The organism is Streptomyces sp. NPDC001351 (assembly GCF_042896045.1).
Taxonomy (GTDB): Bacteria; Actinomycetota; Actinomycetes; order Streptomycetales; family Streptomycetaceae; genus Streptomyces.
Genome location: NZ_JBIAWS010000002.1, coordinates 668,349 through 688,033 on the forward strand (window position 1 = coordinate 668,349; position 19,685 = coordinate 688,033).

At 70.7% G+C, this 19,685-nt stretch carries 18 protein-coding genes; 15 read left to right on the top strand and 3 right to left on the bottom strand.

Annotated elements, in window-relative coordinates; all coding sequences use genetic code 11:
• The first annotated feature begins 297 nt into the window (after window positions 1–297).
• From ACFY1U_RS08710 to ACFY1U_RS08730, 5 genes are read left to right on the top strand one after another with little or no spacing between them, the layout of a single operon-like run.
• Entirely contained in the window at window positions 298–1,923 is a 1,626-nt protein-coding gene (locus ACFY1U_RS08710) for an ABC transporter substrate-binding protein (protein WP_390693376.1), read from the top strand.
• Between the two features lie 6 nt (window positions 1,924–1,929).
• The gene (locus ACFY1U_RS08715; protein ID WP_390693377.1) at window positions 1,930–2,853 is read left to right on the top strand and encodes an ABC transporter permease; all 924 of its coding nucleotides are present in this window, start codon (window positions 1,930–1,932) and stop codon (window positions 2,851–2,853) included.
• On the top strand, window positions 2,846–3,823 hold the full coding sequence (locus tag ACFY1U_RS08720; RefSeq protein ID WP_390693379.1) for an ABC transporter permease: 978 nt from the start codon (window positions 2,846–2,848) through the stop codon (window positions 3,821–3,823). Before ACFY1U_RS08715 ends, ACFY1U_RS08720 begins: the two co-directional genes overlap by 8 nt.
• A gap of 7 nt (window positions 3,824–3,830) precedes the next feature.
• Complete coding sequence (locus tag ACFY1U_RS08725; protein ID WP_390693380.1) at window positions 3,831–4,814, top strand: ABC transporter ATP-binding protein; 984 nt, start codon at window positions 3,831–3,833, stop codon at window positions 4,812–4,814.
• Window positions 4,807–5,862: an ABC transporter ATP-binding protein gene (locus ACFY1U_RS08730; RefSeq protein WP_390693381.1), complete on the top strand. Its 1,056-nt coding sequence runs from the start codon at window positions 4,807–4,809 to the stop codon at window positions 5,860–5,862. The genes ACFY1U_RS08725 and ACFY1U_RS08730 overlap by 8 nt, the downstream gene beginning before the upstream one ends.
• Window positions 5,863–5,984: 122 nt before the next feature.
• Here the strand turns inward: ACFY1U_RS08730 and ACFY1U_RS08735 are convergent, their stop codons facing one another.
• Complete coding sequence (locus ACFY1U_RS08735; protein ID WP_390693382.1) at window positions 5,985–8,144, bottom strand: prolyl oligopeptidase family serine peptidase; 2,160 nt, start codon at window positions 8,142–8,144, stop codon at window positions 5,985–5,987.
• A 178-nt stretch (window positions 8,145–8,322) separates the two neighbouring features.
• Here ACFY1U_RS08735 and ACFY1U_RS08740 point away from each other — a divergent pair, with 178 nt between their 5' ends.
• The 8 genes from ACFY1U_RS08740 to ACFY1U_RS08775 all read left to right on the top strand — a co-directional run bounded on the left by ACFY1U_RS08740 (window position 8,323) and on the right by ACFY1U_RS08775 (window position 15,923).
• Window positions 8,323–8,517, top strand: coding sequence for a hypothetical protein (locus ACFY1U_RS08740; RefSeq protein WP_351483477.1), 195 nt, complete (start codon window positions 8,323–8,325; stop codon window positions 8,515–8,517).
• Between the two features lie 47 nt (window positions 8,518–8,564).
• On the top strand, window positions 8,565–9,437 hold the full coding sequence (gene mshB / locus ACFY1U_RS08745) for an N-acetyl-1-D-myo-inositol-2-amino-2-deoxy-alpha-D-glucopyranoside deacetylase (RefSeq protein WP_390693383.1): 873 nt from the start codon (window positions 8,565–8,567) through the stop codon (window positions 9,435–9,437).
• Complete coding sequence (locus ACFY1U_RS08750; RefSeq protein ID WP_390693384.1) at window positions 9,434–9,844, top strand: DUF6113 family protein; 411 nt, start codon at window positions 9,434–9,436, stop codon at window positions 9,842–9,844. The genes mshB and ACFY1U_RS08750 overlap by 4 nt, the downstream gene beginning before the upstream one ends.
• A gap of 154 nt (window positions 9,845–9,998) precedes the next feature.
• The gene (locus ACFY1U_RS08755) at window positions 9,999–12,293 is read left to right on the top strand and encodes a hypothetical protein (RefSeq protein ID WP_390693385.1); all 2,295 of its coding nucleotides are present in this window, start codon (window positions 9,999–10,001) and stop codon (window positions 12,291–12,293) included.
• Between the two features lie 144 nt (window positions 12,294–12,437).
• Window positions 12,438–13,388: an ABC transporter ATP-binding protein gene (locus tag ACFY1U_RS08760; RefSeq protein WP_390693386.1), complete on the top strand. Its 951-nt coding sequence runs from the start codon at window positions 12,438–12,440 to the stop codon at window positions 13,386–13,388.
• Window positions 13,385–14,116: an ABC transporter permease gene (locus tag ACFY1U_RS08765; RefSeq protein WP_390693387.1), complete on the top strand. Its 732-nt coding sequence runs from the start codon at window positions 13,385–13,387 to the stop codon at window positions 14,114–14,116. Before ACFY1U_RS08760 ends, ACFY1U_RS08765 begins: the two co-directional genes overlap by 4 nt.
• Window positions 14,117–14,121: 5 nt before the next feature.
• The gene (locus ACFY1U_RS08770) at window positions 14,122–15,312 is read left to right on the top strand and encodes a sensor histidine kinase (protein ID WP_390693680.1); all 1,191 of its coding nucleotides are present in this window, start codon (window positions 14,122–14,124) and stop codon (window positions 15,310–15,312) included.
• A complete protein-coding gene (locus ACFY1U_RS08775; protein ID WP_390693388.1) occupies window positions 15,309–15,923 on the top strand; it encodes a response regulator transcription factor in 615 nt (204 codons plus the stop codon). The genes ACFY1U_RS08770 and ACFY1U_RS08775 overlap by 4 nt, the downstream gene beginning before the upstream one ends.
• A 116-nt stretch (window positions 15,924–16,039) precedes the next feature.
• On the opposite strand, the gene ACFY1U_RS08780 is transcribed toward ACFY1U_RS08775, so the two are convergent.
• Window positions 16,040–16,891, bottom strand: coding sequence for a tetratricopeptide repeat protein (locus tag ACFY1U_RS08780; RefSeq protein WP_390693389.1), 852 nt, complete (start codon window positions 16,889–16,891; stop codon window positions 16,040–16,042).
• 32 nt (window positions 16,892–16,923) lie between these two features.
• Window positions 16,924–17,940, bottom strand: a complete 1,017-nt coding sequence (locus ACFY1U_RS08785) for a GNAT family N-acetyltransferase (RefSeq protein ID WP_390693390.1) — start codon at window positions 17,938–17,940, stop codon at window positions 16,924–16,926.
• Window positions 17,941–18,080: 140 nt separating this feature from the next.
• Between ACFY1U_RS08785 and fdxA the strand changes: the two genes are divergently transcribed.
• Together fdxA and ACFY1U_RS08795 are read left to right on the top strand one after the other, a co-directional pair.
• Entirely contained in the window at window positions 18,081–18,401 is a 321-nt protein-coding gene (gene fdxA, locus ACFY1U_RS08790) for a ferredoxin (RefSeq protein WP_030929316.1), read from the top strand.
• 140 nt (window positions 18,402–18,541) lie between these two features.
• Window positions 18,542–19,633 carry a bifunctional succinyldiaminopimelate transaminase/glutamate-prephenate aminotransferase gene (locus ACFY1U_RS08795; RefSeq protein ID WP_390693391.1) on the top strand — a complete coding sequence of 364 codons (1,092 nt, stop codon included), beginning with the start codon at window positions 18,542–18,544 and terminating at the stop codon, window positions 19,631–19,633.
• Window positions 19,634–19,685 lie beyond the last annotated feature (52 nt).

Below are 19,685 nucleotides of genomic sequence, written 5' to 3' on the forward strand. Positions count from 1 at the left end.
TTCGCCCGGACCGCTATTGGTCTAGACCGGTGAAGGGGTCCTGGTAGAGCGCTGACGCCGTCGGGGGAGGGAGTCAGCCGCCGTGATGATGTCGTGACTGTCGCGAACGGACGGCCTGTCAGTGGACCGCCACCGGCCACACGTCCCGGGCCGTGACGCGGAACGTCTCGCCGGCCCGAGCCCGGGGACCGGCTGCCCCGCGGTCCCGTCCCGCAGACGGGTGCATCGAATGTGCGCTCCGTGTCATTTGCCCGGATATTGACCGGTAATGGACAGGTATTCCCGAGGAGGCCCCCCATGCCCGGAGCCACGCACGCCAAATGGGCCGCAGGCGCCGCGGCGCTCGCACTCGCCGCGACGGCCTGCGGCGGCGGCAGCGGCGGCGGCGGTGGCAGCAGCGCCGTGCTCAGCTCCTCCTGGGGAGACCCGCAGAACCCGCTGGAGCCGGCCAACACCAACGAGGTGCAGGGCGGCAAGGTCCTCGACATGATCTTCCGGGGGCTGAAGCGGTACGACCCCAAGACCGGCGCCGCGAAGAACATGCTCGCCGAGAAGATCTCCACCTCGGACTCGAAGAACTTCACCGTCACCGTCAAGAGCGGCTGGAAGTTCAGCAACGGCGAGGCCGTCACCGCCAAGTCCTTCGTGGACGCCTGGAACTACGGCGCCAGCCTCAAGAACAACCAGAAGAACGCCTACTTCTTCGGGTACATCGATGGCTACGACAAGGTCCACCCGGAGACCGGCAGCCAGACCGCCGACAAGCTCGCCGGCCTCAAGGTCACCGGCACCAGGACCTTCACCGTCAAGCTCACGCAGAAGTTCTCCACGTTCCCCGACACCCTCGGATACGCGGCCTTCGACCCGCTGCCGTCGGCCTTCTTCTCCGACCACGCCGGGTGGATCAAGAAGCCGATCGGCAACGGGCCGTACACGGTGGAGTCGTACACCAAGGGCTCGAAGATGTCCCTGAAGAAGTGGGACGCGTACCCCGGCACGGACAAGGCGCACAACGGCGGTGTGGACCTCAAGGTCTACACCGACAGCAACACCGCGTACACCGACCTGATGGCCGGCAACCTCGACCTGGTGGACGACGTCCCGGCCGCCCAGCTCAAGAACGTCAAGAGCGACCTCGGCAACCGGTACCTCAACACGCCCGCCGGCATCATCCAGACGCTCGCCTTCCCGTTCTACGACCCGGCCTGGAACAAGAGCGGCTCGGAGAAGGTCCGCAAGGGCCTGTCCATGGCGATCAACCGCAAGCAGATCACCGACACGATCTTCCAGAAGACCCGCACCCCGGCCAGCGACTGGACCTCCCCGGTCCTCGGCACGAAGGGCGGCTTCCAGGACGGGCTGTGCGGGAGCAGCTGCGAGTACAACCCCAGCGAGGCCAAGAAGCTGGTCCAGGAGGGCGGCGGGCTGCCCGGCGGCCAGGTCAAGATCTCGTACAACGCGGACACCGGCTCCCACAAGGAGTGGGTGGACGCCGTCTGCAACTCCATCAACAACGCGCTCGGCAACGACAAGGCCTGCGTCGGCAACCCGATCGGCACCTTCGCCGACTTCCGCAACCAGATCGGGCAGCACAAGATGACCGGGCCGTTCCGGGCGGGCTGGCAGATGGACTACCCGCTCATCCAGAACTTCCTGCAGCCGCTCTACTACACCAACGCCTCCTCCAACGACGGCAAGTGGTCCAACAAGGACTTCGACCATTACGTCAACCAGGCCAACTCCGAGACCGACACCAGCAAGGCGATCGGGCTCTTCCAGAGCGCCGAGAAGGTCGTCCGCGACAACATGGCGGCCATCCCGCTCTGGTACCAGAACGGCAGCGCGGGCTGGTCCGACCGGCTCTCGAACGTGGCGCTGAACCCGTTCAGCGTCCCGGTCTACAACGAGATCAAGGTCGGCTGACCGCGCATGGGACGGTACGTGGTCCGGCGTCTGCTCCAGATGATCCCGGTGTTCATCGGGGCCACGCTGCTGATCTTCCTGATGGTGAACGTGATGGGCGACCCCATCGCGGGACTGTGCGGTGAGCGGCAGTGCGACCCGGCCACGGCCGCGCAGCTGAAGAAGGAGTTCGGCCTCGACAAGCCGGTGTGGCAGCAATACCTGACTTACATGGGGAACGTCTTCACCGGCGACTTCGGCACCGCGTTCAACGGCCAGAAGGTCACCGAGCTGATGGCGACGGCGTTCCCGGTCACCATCCGGCTGACGATCGTCGCGATCCTCATCGAGATCGTCTTTGGCATCACGCTGGGGGTGATCACCGGACTTCGGCGCGGCCGGCCGGTCGACACCTCCGTCCTGCTGGCCACCCTGGTGGTCATCTCCGTCCCCACCTTCGTGACCGGCCTGCTGCTCCAGCTGCTCCTCGGCGTCGAGTGGGGCTGGATCAAACCGTCGGTCTCCCCCGACGCCACCTTCGGCGAGCTGATCGTGCCGGGCCTGGTCCTCGCCTCCGTCTCCCTGGCCTACGTCACCCGGCTGACCCGTACCTCCATCGCGGAGAACCGGCGCTCCGACTACGTCCGCACGGCCGTCGCCAAGGGCCTGCCGCGGCAGCGGGTGATCATCCGCCATCTGCTGCGCAACTCGCTGATCCCCGTGGTCACCTTCATCGGCACCGACATCGGCGCGCTGATGGGCGGCGCGATCGTCACCGAGCGGATCTTCAACATCCACGGCGTGGGCTACCAGCTCTACCAGGGCATCCTGCGCCAGAACACCCAGACCGTCGTCGGCTTCGTGACCGTACTCGTCCTGGTCTTCCTGGTGGCGAACCTGCTGGTCGACCTCCTGTACGCCGTACTCGACCCGAGGATCCGCTATGCCTGAGCAGTACGAGTCCGAGGGCGCCATCTCCTCCACGGGCATGGGCGGTGCGATGGACCTCGCCGTCAGCGAGGCGGAGACCCTGGAGCGGACGCCCGGCGGGCCGGAAGGGACGGGACCTGCGGGCAGGCCGCGCTCCCTGTGGTCGGACGCCTGGCGCGACCTGCGCCGCAACCCCGTCTTCATCGTCTCGGCGCTGGTGATCCTGTTCCTGGTCGTGATCTCCCTGTGGCCGTCCCTGATCGCCTCCGGCAACCCCCTCAAGTGCGACCTCGCCAAGGCCCAGGAGGGCTCCCGGCCCGGCCACCCCTTCGGTTACGACGGCCAGGGCTGCGACGTCTACACGCGCACCGTGTACGGGACCCGCATCTCCATCAGCGTCGGCGTCCTGGCCACGCTCGGTGTCGCGCTGCTCGGCTCGGTCCTCGGCGGGCTCGCCGGGTACTTCGGCGGGGGCTGGGACTCGCTGATGTCCCGGATCACCGACATCTTCTTCGCGATCCCGGTCGTGCTCGGCGGTCTCGTGCTGCTCTCCGTGGTGACCAGCAACACGATCTGGCCGGTCATCGGGTTCATCGTGCTGCTCGGCTGGACGCAGGTCTACCGCATCGCCCGCGGCTCGGTGATCACCGCCAAGCAGAACGACTACGTGCAGGCCGCCCGCGCGCTCGGCGCCTCCGACGCCCGCATCCTGCTGCGGCACATCACACCGAACGCCGTCGCCCCGGTGATCGTCGTGTCGACCATCGCGCTCGGCACGTACATCGCGCTGGAGGCGACCCTGTCGTACCTCGGCGTCGGTCTGAAGCCGCCCACGGTCAGCTGGGGCATCGACATCTCGGCGGCCTCCCCCTACATCCGCAACGCCCCCCACATGCTCCTGTGGCCGGCCGGGGCGCTCGCGGTCACCGTGCTGGCGTTCATCATGCTCGGCGACGCGGTCCGCGACGCCCTCGACCCGAAGCTGAGGTGACGGCGTCATGCTGCTCGAAGTGCGGGACCTGCACGTGGAGTTCCGGACCCGGGACGGGGTCGCGAAGGCCGTCAACGGGGTCGACTACGGCGTGGACGCGGGGGAGACCCTCGCGGTGCTCGGCGAGTCCGGTTCGGGGAAGTCCGTCACCGCGCAGGCGGTCATGGGCATCCTCGACATGCCGCCCGGGAGGATCACGGGCGGCGAAATCCTCTTCCAGGGCAAGGACCTGCTGAAGCTGAAGGAGGAGGAGCGCAGGAAGGTCCGCGGCGCCGAGATGGCCATGATCTTCCAGGACGCGCTGTCCTCCCTCAACCCCGTGCTCTCCGTGGGCGACCAGCTCGGCGAGATGTTCGTGGTGCACCGGGGGATGTCGCGCAAGGACGCGCGCGCGAAGGCCGTCGAGCTGATGGAGCGGGTGCGGATCCCGGCGGCCCGGGAGCGGGTCAAGGACTACCCGCACCAGTTCTCCGGCGGTATGCGCCAGCGCATCATGATCGCGATGGCGCTGGCACTGGAGCCGGCGCTGATCATCGCCGACGAACCGACGACCGCGCTGGACGTCACCGTCCAGGCCCAGGTGATGGACCTGCTCGCCGAGCTGCAGCGCGAGTACAACATGGGGCTCATCCTGATCACCCACGACCTGGGCGTGGTCGCCGACGTCGCCGACCGGATCGCCGTGATGTACGCGGGCCGGATCGTCGAGTCCGCCCCGGTGCACGACATCTACAAGGTGCCCGCGCACCCGTACACCAAGGGCCTGCTGGAGTCGATCCCGCGGCTCGACCAGAAGGGCCAGGAGCTCTACGCCATCAAGGGCCTGCCGCCCAACCTCATGCACATCCCGCCGGGCTGCGCCTTCCACCCCCGCTGCCCGATGGCCCAGGACGTCTGCCGGACCGACGAACCGCCCCTGTACGAGGTGAACGGGGAAGAGCCGGACCGCCGCAGCGCCTGCCACTTCTGGAGGGAGTGCATGAATGGCTGAGTCGATTCTGCAGGTCAGAGGGCTCTTCAAGCACTATCCGCTCACTCAGGGGATTCTCTTCAAGAAGCAGGTCGGCGCGGTGAAGGCCGTCGACGGCGTGGACTTCGAACTCGCCCGCGGCGAAACCCTGGGCATCGTCGGGGAGTCCGGCTGCGGCAAGTCGACGGTCGCCAAGATGCTGGTCAACCTGGAGAAGCCGACGGCGGGGGAGATCCGCTACAAGGGCGAGGACATCGGCAAGCTGTCCGGCAAGGCCCTGCGTGCCGTTCGGCGCAACATCCAGATGGTCTTCCAGGACCCGTACACCTCCCTCAACCCCCGGATGACCGTGGGCGACATCATCGGGGAGCCGTACGAGATCCACCCCGAGGTGGCGCCCAAGGGCGACCGGCGGGCGAAGGTCCAGGAGCTGCTGGACGTGGTCGGGCTCAACCCCGAGTACATCAACCGCTATCCGCACCAGTTCTCCGGCGGCCAGCGCCAGCGCATCGGCATCGCACGGGGTCTGGCGCTGCGCCCCGAGGTCATCGTCGCCGACGAGCCGGTGTCCGCGCTGGACGTCTCCGTGCAGGCCCAGGTCATCAATCTGATGGACCGGCTGCAGAGCGAGTTCGAGCTGAGCTACGTCTTCATCGCGCACGACCTGTCGATCGTCCGGCACATCTCGGACCGGGTCGGGGTGATGTACCTCGGGCGGATCGTGGAGACCGGCAAGGACGCCGAGATCTACGACCATCCGACGCATCCCTACACCCAGGCGCTGCTGTCCGCCGTCCCCGTGCCCGACCCGGTGGCGCGGGAGCGCCGGGAGCGGATCATCCTCGCGGGAGACGTGCCGTCACCGACGAACATTCCCTCGGGGTGCCGCTTCCGCACACGGTGCTGGAAGGCGCAGGAGCGGTGCGCGCTGGAGGTGCCGCTGCTGGCGGTGCCGGCCGCGTTCCGGCATGTGAGCGGTCCGGCCGCCCATGACTCGGCTTGCCACTTCGCGGAAGAAGCTCCATCGATCAGGCGCTCCGCGCCGGGCATCGTGCCGACCGATGAGTAACACGCAGGCAACTTGGCCGACCCGGTTCCGATATACGGACGCGTCAGTCTCTAGAGCGTACGGCCGTGCGGGTGCCGTAAACGGGCCGGGGCTCGCCATGTAGCCCCGGCCCGTTGCCGTGCCTAGGCCGGCCCCAGCGACCGCTTCAGGAAGTCGAGTTGGAGCCGCAGCAGGTTCTCGGCGACCGACTCCTGCGGGGTCATGTGCGTGACGCCGGACAGCGGCAGCACCTCGTGCGGACGGCCGGCGGCCAGCAGGGCCGAGGACAGCCGCAGCGAGTGGGCGACCACCACGTTGTCGTCGGCGAAACCGTGAATGATCATCATCGGCCGGTGCGGCTCGGCCGCGTCCACCAGGCCCTGGTCGTCGATGAGCGAGTTGCGGCGGTAGACCTCCGGCTGCTCGTCCGGGTGGCCGAGGTAGCGCTCCTGGTAGTGGGTGTCGTACAGCCGCAGATCGGTGACCGGGGCGCCCACCACGGCCGCGTGGAAGACGTCCGGTCGGCGCAGCACCGCGAGCGCCGCCAGATAACCGCCGAAGGACCAGCCGCGGATGCCGACCCGGGTCAGGTCCAGCGGGAAGCGGTCGGCGAGCGCCCGGAGCGCGTCCACCTGGTCCTCGACCGTGGCCCCCGCGAGGTCGTCGCGGACCGCCTTCTCCCAGGCCGGGGAGCGGCCCGGGGTGCCGCGGCCGTCCGCGACCACGACCGCGAACCCCTGGTCGGCGAACCACTGCGAGGTCAGATGCGGATTGTGCGCGGCGACCACCCGCTGGCCGTGCGGACCGCCGTAGGGATCCATGAGGACCGGGAGCGGGGTCTCGCCATCGTGATCGCGGGGAAGCAGCACGGCGCACGGGATGCGCCGTGTGCCCCCCTCGGTGAGAGTGACCCGCGGGGTCATACCGGGGTCTTCCGCGTGCGAGGCGATGGTCGCCGCGTCCCCCCGGCCTCCGGCCGGGGGGACCCCCGTCTCCCTTCGGTCGCCTTCGCGAAGGACCCGCACGCGGGCACCCGGCCGGTCCAGTGCGGCGGACACCAGTACGGTCACGTCCCCCGCACGCACCGCAGAGTGCACGCCGGGCTCCTGCGAGACGCGCTCCAGGCCGAGCTCGTTGACGCGGTAGACATGCACCTCGCCGGTCTCGGGGGCCTCGGCCTCCTCGCCGGCGGACGCGGCGATCAGCACGTTGTCGTCCGAGACGTCCAGGACCGCGCGGACATGCAACTGCGGTCCCGTCAGGGGGCGTTCACCCACCGCGAGAACGCGCGCGCCGCCCTCGTCGGCGATGCGCACGAGCTGCCCGGACGGGCTCCAGCAGGGCACCCCGGGGAAAAGATCAAGCCAAACCTGATCTTCGTCCGCGTGCACCAGCCGGGTCGCGCCCGTCTGAGGGGTCACAGCCAGGAACAACTGGCTGCGCTGGTCGCGCGCTTGTACGAGCAGCAGGGGCGCCCCCGCTTCTGACCAGTGCACATGCGCCAGATACGGATAGCGCGCCCGGTCCCAGACGACCTCCGTGCGCTCCCCGTCCAGGCCGATCACGAACAGCCGTACGTCCGCGTTGTCGGTGCCCGCCGCCGGGTAGGCGACGTGCTGTGGCTCACGTTCCGGCTGGGCCGGGTCGGAGATCCACCACCGCCGTACCGGCGTGTCGTCCACGCGCGCGACCAGCAGCCGGTCCGAGTCCGGCGACCACCAGAAGCCGCGCGAGCGGCCCATCTCCTCGGCCGCGATGAACTCGGCGAGTCCGTAGGTGACGTTCGCCGACTCCGGCTCCGCGAGGGCCCGTTCGTCCTTGCCCTCGGCGCCCACCACCCGCAGCGCACCCTGTGCGACATAGGCGACGTGCCGGCCGTCGGGGGAGGGGCGCGGGTCGATCACCGGTCCGGAGGCGGGGAGTTCGCGTGCCGTACCGGCCCGCAGTTCCGCCGTGAAAAGCCGCCCTGACAAGGCGAAAGACGCCAACTCCACGGCTGCGTCGGTGGCGTATCCGACGATGCCGGCGCCGCCCTCGCGGCTGCGTTCGCGGCGCGCCCGCTCCTCGGGCGGAAGCTCCTCCGAGGCGTCGCCGAGCAGGGCGCGCGGGTCGGCCGCCACGCGCTCCCCGCCGTCCCGTACGTCGAGAACCCACAGGGAACTCGCCCTGTCCGTACCGGAGGTGGAGCGCAGGAACACGACACGGGTGCCGTCGGGCGCCACGGTGAAGGCGCGCGGCGCGCCGAGGGTGAACCGCTGGGTGCGGGCGTGCCTGCGGGGGAAGGAGTCGGACGTCGTCGTCATGCCTTGACCATATTGGCCATGCGCCCCCTTGTGCGGCCGTGCGCCGATCGATGCGCGCGTTCGGATAGTTATGATCACTAGCGCATAGTGGGTATGAACCCGCTGGTTGTTGTGTGTGGTTCTGTCCGGCCCCTAAGTCCGACCCCCGCGCTCTTGGGACCTTTGGAGGTGAGCCGCCGTGGCACTCTCGATTTCGGCGGTGGTGCTGCTGGCGATCATCGTCTTCCTTCTGATCAAGAAGTCAGGACTGAAGGCGGGGCATGCGATCGTCTGCATGTTGCTCGGGTTCTACATGGCCTCCTCGACGATCGCTCCCACCATCAGCGAGCTGACGACGAACATCGCGGGGATGATCGGCAGCATCAAGTTCTGACGCCCGGGCTGCACTGCGCTGTCGGTGCCGCCTCGTAGGCTGGCCCCATGACGGAACAGCCCTCCCGGCGTCTGCTGCTGGTGCACGCGCACCCGGACGACGAGTCGATCAACAACGGCGCGACCATGGCCGCGTACGCGGCCGGGGGTGCCCGCGTGACGCTGGTCACCTGCACCCTGGGCGAGCTCGGCGAGGTCATTCCGCCGGAGCTGCGCCACCTCACGGGCACCGCCCTGGGCGAGCACCGGCGGCAGGAGCTCACGGCCGCCATGCGCGAGCTCGGCGTCGAGGACTTCCGTCAGCTCGGCGGCCCGGGCCGCTACCGCGACTCCGGGATGATGGGCCTGGCCGACAACGACGACCCGGCCTGCTTCTGGCAGGCGGACGTGGACGAGGCGGCCGCCCACCTCGTCGAGGTGATCCTGGAGGTGCGCCCCCAGGTCCTCGTCACCTATGACGACAACGGCGGATACGGCCACCCCGACCACATCCAGGCCCACCGCGTGGCCATGCGCGCCGCCGAACTGGCCGCGCGGGCCGGGTGGGAGATCCCCAAGGTCTACTGGAACCGCGTGCCGCGCTCCGTCGCCGAGGGGGCCTTCGCCCGGCTTGCGGACGATCTGCCCGGTCTGCCCTTCTCCAAGGCGGCCGTCATCGAGGACGTACCGGGTGTCGTGCCCGACGACCGGATCACCGCCGAGATCGACGGCACCGCGCACGCCGCCGCCAAGGCCGCCGCGATGCGGGCCCACGCCACCCAGATCGAGGTCGCCGAACCGTACTTCGCGCTCTCCAACGAACAGGCGCAACCCCTCTTCACCACCGAGTACTACGAATTGGTGCGCGGGGCAGCCGGAGAGCCGAGAGAGACCGATCTCTTCGCCGGGATCGAGTTCGCCGGTCTCGAGGAGGCGTCATGACGGAGCGCGGTTCCCTGCTCGCCCAGCCGCTGCAGCGGCCCTCCGCCGGACGGAGCCTTCTGTACGTGGGCCTCTTCGTGCTCGGCGCGGTCGTCGGCGCGGCCGGTGCGCTGGTGCAGGCCGGCTGGTTCCCCGGCGGGCTGCTGCTCGCGCTCGCGGGCGAGGCCGGGCTCTGTCTCGGCGGGGCACGGGCCACCGACAGCCGTGGCGGGGCGATAGCGCCTGCCGCCGGATGGATGATCTCCGTCATCCTGCTCACCGCCAGCAGACCCGAAGGGGACTTCCTCTTCGGCGCGGGAGGCGGCTCCTATCTCTTCCTCTTCGGAGGGATGGCCGTCGCTGTGATCTGCGCCACCCTCGGACAGGGGCGGCAACCAGGTGCCCGTGACGTCCGACTTGGCAAGTGACGTACCACTTCGCCATTAACCGCGCGTGGGAGTCCCGTGTGGGTTTCCCCGGCGGTCATGGGATACGCGCCAGAAGTGGCCAGTATGGTGGTGCGCGCCGCCGAGCCGCCCGTGAGGTTGTGTCGGGCGGCGGAGCCAACCGGGAGAACCTGCCTTGAGTCGTGAAACTGACACTCCGTCCTCCGGGCCCAACGGGCGCGGCCAAGCCGCATACCCGTCGGGCACGCCGCCGTACGGGACCCCCACGGCTTCCGACGCCGGTACGGATGCGGGCCGTTCGGCCGCGCAGCCGGAGGACCGCAAGACCGAGACCACACTGACGACCCGGATCCGGATCAACATCCCAGGGTCGCGGCCCATCCCGCCCGTCGTCGTGCGTACGCCCGTCGCGGACACCGACGGCTCCGACGACACCGGGGAGACCGAGGTTCCGGGGCCGGGCGCCACCCAGGCCATGGGCATCGTCGAGCCCCCGGCCGAGGCCGCTCAGTCCGCCGAGGACAGGACGAGCGGGTGGTTCGCGCCCCGCAAGTCCGCGCCCGCCAAGGGCGGTCAGGGCGGCGGCTCCACCAACGGCGCCGGTCTGCCGGGCGGTTCGGGCGCGGGTGCGCCGGCGGCCCCGGCTGCCGGGCCCTTCGGCGGGGGTGCCCCCTCCGGCGGCGCCCGTCCGGGCACCGGCCGTCCCGGTGGCGTGGTCGGCTCCATGAGCGTGCCGGGCGGCTCCCGGCCCGGTGGCGCCTCCCGCCCGGGCGGGACGAACGGCGCCGGGCTGCCCGGAGCGACCGGCGGCCCCGTGGCCCCCGGGCACGGCGGCGGCACCGGCTCCTTCGACGTCACCGAGGCGCTGGCCGCCGGACCGCTCGGGGGCGGCGCGCGCCCCGGCAGCGGTGGCAGCGAGCCCCGCCGTGACGACCTCCCGTACTTCTCGGACGGCGAGCACGGCACCCAGAACGGGCAGAACCGGCAGAACGGCCAGAGCGGTTACGGCGCTCCGGGCGGCGCGAGCGGCTTCAACGGGCCGAACGGCCGTGGCGGCCAGGGCGGCGGCGCCCAGGGCCCCGCGGGCCCGACCGTCGGTCCGGTCACCGGTGACGGCCCCGTGACCTCGCCCTTCGGCGCCGGACCCACCGGGCCTGCCGGGCCCAAGGGACCCGGCGGCTCCGGCGCACCCGCGGGCCTCGGCGGTCCCGCGGGCCTCGGCGGCCCCGGCGGCCCCGGGACCATCGGCGGCACGCACGGCGCGGGCCTCGGCCCCGGTGGCGGTCTCAGCGACGACACCGCGATCCTCACCCCGCAGAAGCCGGCCCCCGAGCCGGGCCAGCAGGGCTTCCCGGCGCCCGAGAACATCTCCGGACACACCGTCACCAGCGGTGTCCCGGTCGGAACGCCCGGCGGGAGCTCGCCGTTCGGCCCCGGTTCCCACACCGACGGCCCACTGCCGCACACGCCCCCGAAGCTGCCCGAGCCGGGCGGCCAGAACACGTCGGCTTCAGCGCCCAAGAAGCAGAAGAAGGGGCGCAACAAGCTGGTGCTGCTCGGCACCGGCGTGGTCATCGTCGGCGGCCTCGCGTACGGCGCCGGGCTGCTGATGAACCACTCCGACGTGCCCAAGGGCACCACCGTGCTCGGCGTCGACATCGGCGGCGGCACCCGCGACGACGCGGTGAAGAAACTGGACGCGGCCTTCGGCAGCCGGGTGAACAAGCCGCTGAAGCTGTCGGTCGGCGGCAAGACGGTCGAGCTCAAGCCGGACCAGGCGGGCCTGCAGTTCGACGAACAGGCCACGGTCGCGGCGGCCGCGCAGGCCGACTACAACCCGATCTCCGTCATCGGCTCCCTCTTCGGCAACCACCGGGTCGTCGACCCGGTCATGCCCGTCGACGAGGAGAAGCTGACCGCCGCCCTGCAGTCCACGGCGGGCGGCTCCGGCTCGATGACCGAGGGCACGATCGAGTTCAAGTCCGGCAAGGCCGTCGCCGTCTACGGCAAGGCGGGCAAGGGCATCGACGCCGCCCGGTCGGCCCAGGCGGTCGAGGACGCGTACCGCAGCCAGGTGGAGACCAACTCCACCGACCCGGTCGCGGTCGTCACCACGACCCAGCAGCCGACGGTCACGAACGCCGAGGTCGACCGGGAGATGAAGGCCTTCGCCGAGCCGGCGATGTCGGGCTTCGTCATGGTCAAGGCGGGCGCGGTGCAGGTCAAGTTCAGCCCGCAGAACTCGCTGTGGAAGTTCCTCCGGGTCCAGGCCGTCGGCGGCAAGCTCGTCGACAAGCCGGACCTGACCGCGCTGAAGAACCTCTACGGCGGCGCGTTCGACGGTGTCCTGATCACCCGGGGCACCGGCAAGAAGACCGCCGTCACCCCGCAGGACGTCTACGTCGCCCTGCGCCAGGCCCTGCTGAGCAAGACCAACAGGGTCGGGGTCATCCAGACGAACCCCAGCTGACGTCAGTCCCGCGAAGGGGGCGTCCGGCACACGCCGGGTGCCCCCTTCGCCGTATGTCACCGTCCGCCGTATGACATCTGTCATCCGGCAGTCAGGACCGCCGACACTGCCGTGGCCTTGGCCTGCGCGGCCACCATGGATCCCATGACGACGACAGCGAAAGCGACCACCACCCAGGTGGTCGGCTTCGACCAGGTGAGCAAGACCTACGGGACCGTACGGGCCGTCGACGGGCTGACCCTCGCCCTGCACCCGGGGGAGACCGTGGCCCTGCTGGGGCCGAACGGGGCCGGCAAGTCGACCACCCTCGACCTGCTGCTCGGCCTCAAGAACCCCGACAGCGGCACGGTCAGCGTCTTCGGCACCAGCCCGCGCGAGGCCATCGTCGCCGGGCGTGTGGGCGCCATGCTGCAGAGCGGCGGGCTGATGGACGAGGTCACGGTCGCCGAGCTGGTGAAGCTTGCCTGCGACCTGCACCCGAAGCCCTACAAGGCGAAGGACGTGCTCGCCCGCGCCGGCATCTCGCAGATCGCCGACCGCAAGGTCAACAAGCTCTCCGGCGGCCAGGCCCAGCGCGTCCGCTTCGCCCTCGCCACGGCCGGCGACAGCGACCTGATCGTCCTGGACGAGCCGACCACCGGCATGGACGTCTCCGCCCGCCAGGCCTTCTGGGCCACCATGCGCGAGCAGGCCGACCAGGGCCGTACGGTCCTGTTCGCCACGCACTACCTGGAGGAGGCCGACGCCATCGCCGACCGGGTGCTGGTCCTGCACCGCGGCCGGCTGCTGGCGGACGGCACGGCCGCCGAGATCAAGGCGAAGGCCGGGGCGCGCAGGGTGTCGTTCGACCTGGAGGGCACCATCGACGAGGCGTCGATCCGGGCGCTGCCGTTCCTCACCTCCATCACTGTGTCCAAAAGCGGCTCCGCCGCGGGCTCGGGCCAGACGATCCGTATCCAGTCCTCCGACGCCGACGCGACCGTCCACGCCCTGTACGGCCTCGGCCTCTACCCCCGCAATCTCGAAGTCGCCGGGCTCGGGCTCGAGCAGGCCTTCGTCGCCATCACCGCCGCCGAGGAGGCGAAGCAGTCGTGAACAGCCTCATCAAGCTGGAGCTCACCCGCGCCCTGCGCAACCGCAAGTTCCTGTTCTTCTCGGTGATCTACCCGTCGGTGATCTTCCTGCTCGTCTCCAACCAGACGGGGAAGGTCGACGGCACCGGCCTGAGCGTCGCCTCGTACGTCATGGTCTCCATGGCCTCCTTCGGCGCCCTGACCGCGGTCCTCATGGGCAACAGCGAGCGCATCGCCAAGGAGCGGGAGGGCGGCTGGGTGCGGCAGCTGCGGCTGACCACGCTGCCCGGGCGCGGCTATGTCCTCGCCAAGACCGCCAGCGCCGCCGTCGTCAGCCTGCCGTCCATCGTGGTGGTCTTCCTGGTCGCCGCGGCCGTGCGGGGCGTTCGGCTGGACGCCTGGCAGTGGTTCGCGCTCACCGGGGCGATCTGGGCGGGCAGCCTGGTCTTCGCCGCGCTCGGCGTCGCCATCGGCTACCTGGCCACCGGGGACGCGGTCCGTCCGATCACGATGATCACGTACTTCGGCCTCTCGATCCTCGGCGGCCTGTGGATGCCGTCCACGACCTTCCCGCAGTGGCTGCAGGACATCGCCAAGTGGCTGCCCACGCACGCGTACGCTGCCCTCGGACGGGCCATCGAACAGAGCCGGTCCCCCGAGACCAAGGACCTCGCCCTCCTCGTCGTCTACTTCGTCCTGTTCGCGGGCGGCGCGGCGTGGCTGTACCGGAAGGACACGCTGAAGGCGTGAGCATGATGACGGACGACGGGCTGCCCGCGGAACTCCGGGCCGAGAACGCGATCCGGGTCGGCCAGCCGCCCCGCACCCGGGGCGAGGCCACGCGCAAACTGCTCTGGATCCTGCCCTGGCTGATCTTCCTCGGGTCGCCGGTGCAGGACCTGACCTCCGGCCACCACACGCCCGCCGCGACCGTGGCGGGCTGGGTGGCCCTGGTCTCCTTCACCGGTGCTTATCTGACGGTGGTGTTCCGGAACATGGGCCGGCCGTTCGGCGGACGGGCCGTCGCCGGTCTCGTCGCCCTGCTCGGAATCCTCGCCGTCGTCCTGAGCCTCACCCTCGGCAGCGCGTGGATCGGCCTCTTCGTGTATGTCTCCGTCACCTACGGCGCCACGCTGCCGCAGCGGGTCGCGTACGCGGCGGTCGGGCTGAACACCCTCGCGATGGTCCTGGTCGGCCTGCGGGTCGGGCTGGACGACTGGAGCCTCGTCCTGGTGGTGCTGCTCCTGGGCTTCGCGATGATGGGCGTGAAGCAACTGGTGCGCACGACCATAGAGCTGCGCAAGGCCCGCGCGACGGTCGCCCAACTGGCCGCCAACGAGGAACGTCTGCGCCTGGCCCGCGACCTGCACGACCTCCTCGGCCACTCGCTCTCCCTGATCACGCTGAAGAGCGAGCTGGCGGGCCGTATGCTCCCCGACCACCCCGAGAAGGCGGCCCAGCAGGTCGCCGACATCGAACAGGTCAGCCGCCAGGCCCTGGTGGACGTCCGCGAGGCGGTCAGCGGCTATCGCCGCCCGCGCCTGTCCGAGGAACTCGCGGGCACCCAGGTGGCGTTGACGGCAGCGGGCGTCACGGCCGAAGTCCCCGGCGAACCGGACCTCACAGGCGTCCCCGAGGAGAGCGAGTCCGCCCTCGCCTGGGCACTGCGCGAGGCGGTCACCAACGTCGTGCGGCACAGCGGCGCCACCCGCTGCACGGTGGAGGTACTGCACCGTCAGACGCTGGACGGCCCGGTCCTCGAACTCGCCGTCGAGGACAACGGCTCCGGCGCCCCCGGCAAGGGCCCCGGCAACGGTCTGACGGGCCTGACGGAACGCCTGGAGAAGGCCGGTGGCACCCTGGAGGCAGGCCGCATCAAGCACGGCTTCCGCCTTGTCGCCCGCGTCCCCGTCGACACCCCGTCGGCCGTAGTATCCGGGGCATGAGCTCTACGATCAAGGTGCTCCTCGCCGAGGACCAGTCGATGGTCCGCGAGGCGCTGGCCGCCCTCCTCGGCCTGGAGGACGACATCGAGGTCGTGGCCCAAGTGGCGCGCGGCGACGAGGTGTTGGCGGCCGCCCGCGAGCACGCCGTGGACGTGGCCCTCCTCGACATCGAGATGCCGGGCTGCACCGGCATCGAGGCGGCGGCCCAGGTCCACAAGGCCCTGCCGGGCGTGAAACTGATCGTCCTCACCACCTTCGGCCGCCCCGGCTACCTCCGCAGCGCCATGGAAGCAGGCGCCGACGCCTTCCTGGTCAAGGACGCCCCGGCGGCCCAACTGGCAGAAGCGGTACGCAAGGTCCTGGCGGGGGAGCGGGTCATCGACCCGACGCTGGCGGCAGCGGCCCTGGCCGAGGGCGCCAACCCCCTCACCGACCGAGAGCGCGAGGTCCTGCGAGCGGCGGCGGACGGTTCGACGAACGCGGAGCTGGCAGCGGCCCTGCATCTGTCCCAGGGCACGGTCCGGAATTACTTGTCGACGGCAATCCAGAAACTGGCGGTGAGAAACCGAGCCGAAGCCGTGCGGATCGCCCGAGAAAAGGGCTGGCTGTAGCGCGCCCTTAGGGGCGCGGGGCTGTGTCGATATGCGGCTCCGCCGCGTGGGCGCGACAAGCCACGACGAAGTCGCACACGCACAACACACAGCATTCTACGGCGATTAGGCGAACTTCAGTTGAGGAGCGCCCGGGCCGCCCGGGCCTGCCCCCGCACCCGCTCCGCAGCCCCTTCATCCACCGCACTGATCAACTCCGCGTACTCCTCCAACTCCCCCGCCCCCTCGACGAAGTCCCCCCGCTGCACCAGCAACTGCGCCCGCTCATACCGCAACCGCGCCGGATGCGAAGGCAACAACAACGACAGCTCCACCGCCCACAAGGACACATCCGACCGCTCCGGCCGAGCGGCCGCCCACGCCCGGATGTTGTTGAGGATCCGCAGAACGACGTCCAGCGGATCCGCCGGCGACAACATCGACGGATCCAGCGCAGCCCCCGTGGCCCCGGCCACCAACAGCTCAGCGTCGCCGACACCGAGCACACGCCCCCCGTCGAACGGATCCACCAGCACCTGCTCCTCCTGGGGCCCGAACCCGACCACGAAGTGCCCCGGCAGCGCGACCCCGTACACCGGCGCCCCCGCCCGCCGCGCGACCTCCATCCACACCACCGACAGCAGGATCGGCAGCCCGCGCCGCCGTCGCAGCACCTCGTGCAGCAGCGAGGACTCCAGGCGCTGATAGTCGGCGGGGGAGCCGCGGAAGCCGTCCTGCACCCCGAGCAGGTGGTGCAGCGCCGTGGCCCACGCCATCGGACCGCCCGGCCGGAACGGCACCCGCCCCGCCAGCCGGTCCAGCTCCATCTGGGCGGCGTCCAGGCCCGCCTCGTCCAGGGCCCCGTCCGCCTCCGCGCCGACCAGCAGGCACAGCGTCGACAGATCGGGCCGCTCGGACCGGGCCTCCTCGGCGAACCGCCGCCGCAGTTCGGCGGACCGCTCGGGCGGTGGGGGGTATGGGGGACGCATAGCAGCCTCGTGCCCTCTCCCGGCGATCGGTACTACTGGCCGCTGCCGGGAGCCGCCGGCTCCCGGTAGTGGTGGTACGCGTGGTGCGCGGCGAAACCCATCCCGGCGTACAGCGCCCGCGCCCCCGCGTTGTCCTCCTCGACCTGCAGCCAGGCGGCCGAGGCGCCCTCGTCCAGCGCCCGCCGGGCCAGCGCGGCCATGACGGTGGTGGCCAGACCGCGCCGCCGCTGCTCCGGATCCACCTCGACGGCGGCGAAGGACGCCCATCGCCCGTCCACGACGCATCGCCCGATCGCGGCGGGCGCCGCACCCCCGGACGGGCCGGGAACCGTCGCGAACCACACCGAAGGGCCGCTCCCGAGCACCTTCAGCGCCACCTCGCTCACCCCCTTGCGCTGGTACCGCGCAAGCCACGCCTCGTCCGCCTCCCGGGACAGCACGACCCCGGACGCCTCCGCCCGGTCCGCGACCGGCGCCAGCGCCCCGATCCACAGCTCGGCACTCACCTCACGCACCCACCCGCGCCGCTCCAGTTCCGCGCACAGCAGCTCCTGCGTGCCCTCGGCGCCGGTCGCCGTCTGCACGTACGCGGGCAGCCCACGGTCGCCGTACCAGCGTCGTACGACGTCCAGCGCCTCGTCGAGCGGCAGCCCCGGGTCGCCGAGCGGCAGCACGGAGTTGGCGCGCCGCGTGAAGCCGGAAGCCGCCCGCAGCTCCCACTCGCCCAGCCGCTCGCTCTCCACCGGACGCCACGCGCGCGAGGTGACGAGCGCGAGCTCCTCGTACGAGGCCGAGGGGCCCCGGCGGCGGGCCGGCGCGGCGGGCACGACCTTGCCCGCGACCAGCGCCGATTCCGGAATGCGGATACTCTCGCCGCTCTTCCGTGTGATCAGCAGCACACCGTCGTCCCATGATGTGAGAACACCCACCGTGTCGGTGAACTTCTCGTCCGGGACTCCAGAGGCGGTCAAGCGGCGCACGGAAACTCGTTTTCCCACGTCAGCAGCGGTGATACGAACCTCAAGACGTCCGCCGGCCGAGATTTCCACAGGTCAGTTCACCCCTCCTGTTCGGATCATGCCCAAGAACGGAGATACTAGGGGCGGGCATCGACGACGCCGCGCTCCCGCGCGCCAGGCGGCGGAGCCTACGGAGGCCCGCCAGCGCCCTATCGAGGAGGAACGACAGCGTGACCTACGTCATCGCGCAGCCTTGTGTCGACGTCAAGGACAAGGCGTGCATCGAGGAGTGCCCGGTCGACTGCATCTACGAGGGCCAGCGGTCCTTGTACATCCACCCGGACGAATGCGTCGACTGTGGTGCCTGTGAGCCGGTCTGCCCGGTCGAGGCGATCTTCTACGAGGACGACACTCCGGAGGAGTGGAAGGACTACTACAAGGCGAACGTCGAGTTCTTCGACGAGCTCGGCTCCCCCGGTGGCGCCAGCAAGCTGGGCCTGATCGAGCGGGACCACCCCTTCATCGCCGCGCTGCCGCCGCAGGCCGAGTAAGCACGCAAGCGGCCCGCACCGACTGTGCCGCCTCGGTCCCGTACGGCCGGATCGCCCTGGTGATCGCCGTACGGGACCGAGGCGTTTGCCGTACCAGGGCCTTTGGGCCGTCTGCCGTACCAGAAAGTGAGCCAGATCCCGTGTCCGCAGTCTCCGACCGCCTGCCCACCTTCCCCTGGGACAAGCTGGAGCCGTACAAGAAAACGGCCGCCTCGCACCCGGACGGCATCGTCGACCTCTCCGTCGGCACCCCGGTCGACCCGGTCCCCGAGCTGGTCCAGAAGGCCCTCATCGACGCGGCGGACTCCCCGGGCTATCCGACGGTCTGGGGCACCCCGGCCCTGCGCGACGCGATCACCGGCTGGGTCGAGCGCCGCCTCGGCGCCCGCGAGGTCACGCACCGGCACGTCCTGCCGATCGTCGGCTCCAAGGAGCTCGTCGCCTGGCTGCCCACCCAGCTGGGCCTCGGCCCGGGCGACAAGGTCGCGTACCCGCGCCTGGCCTACCCGACGTACGAGGTGGGCGCTCGTCTCGCCCGCGCCGACCACGAGGTCTACGACGACCCGACGGACCTCGATCCGACGAACCTGAAGCTGCTCTGGCTCAACTCGCCGTCGAACCCGACCGGCAGGGTGCTGGGCAAGGAGGAGCTGACGCGGATCGTCGCGTGGGCGCGCGAGCACGGGGTCCTGCTCTTCTCCGACGAGTGCTACCTGGAGCTGGGCTGGGAGGCGGACCCGGTCTCGGTCCTGCATCCGGAGGTGAACGGCGGATCGTACGAGGGCATCGTGTCCGTCCACTCCCTCTCCAAGCGCTCCAACCTGGCGGGCTACCGCGCCGCCTTCCTGGCGGGTGACCCGGCCGTCCTCGGCCCGCTGCTCGAGATCCGCAAGCACGGCGGCATGATGACGCCGGCGCCCACGCAGGCGGCCGTGGTGGCGGCCCTGGGTGACGACGCCCATGTCCAGGAGCAGCGCGAGCGGTACGCGGCCCGGCGCACGGCTCTGCGCGAGGCGCTCCTCGGCCACGGCTTCCGCATCGAGCACAGCGAGGCCAGCCTCTATCTGTGGGCGACGCGGGACGAGTCCTGCTGGGACACGGTGGCCCACCTGGCCGGGCTCGGCATCCTGGTCGCGCCGGGCGACTTCTACGGCACGGCGGGCGAGAGGTTCGTACGCGTGGCGCTGACGGCGACGGACGAGCGGGTGCGGGCAGCCGTGGAGCGGCTGTAGCCGCCGCGGATGCGACGAAGGGGCCCGGGACAGCGTCCCGGGCCCCCTCCGT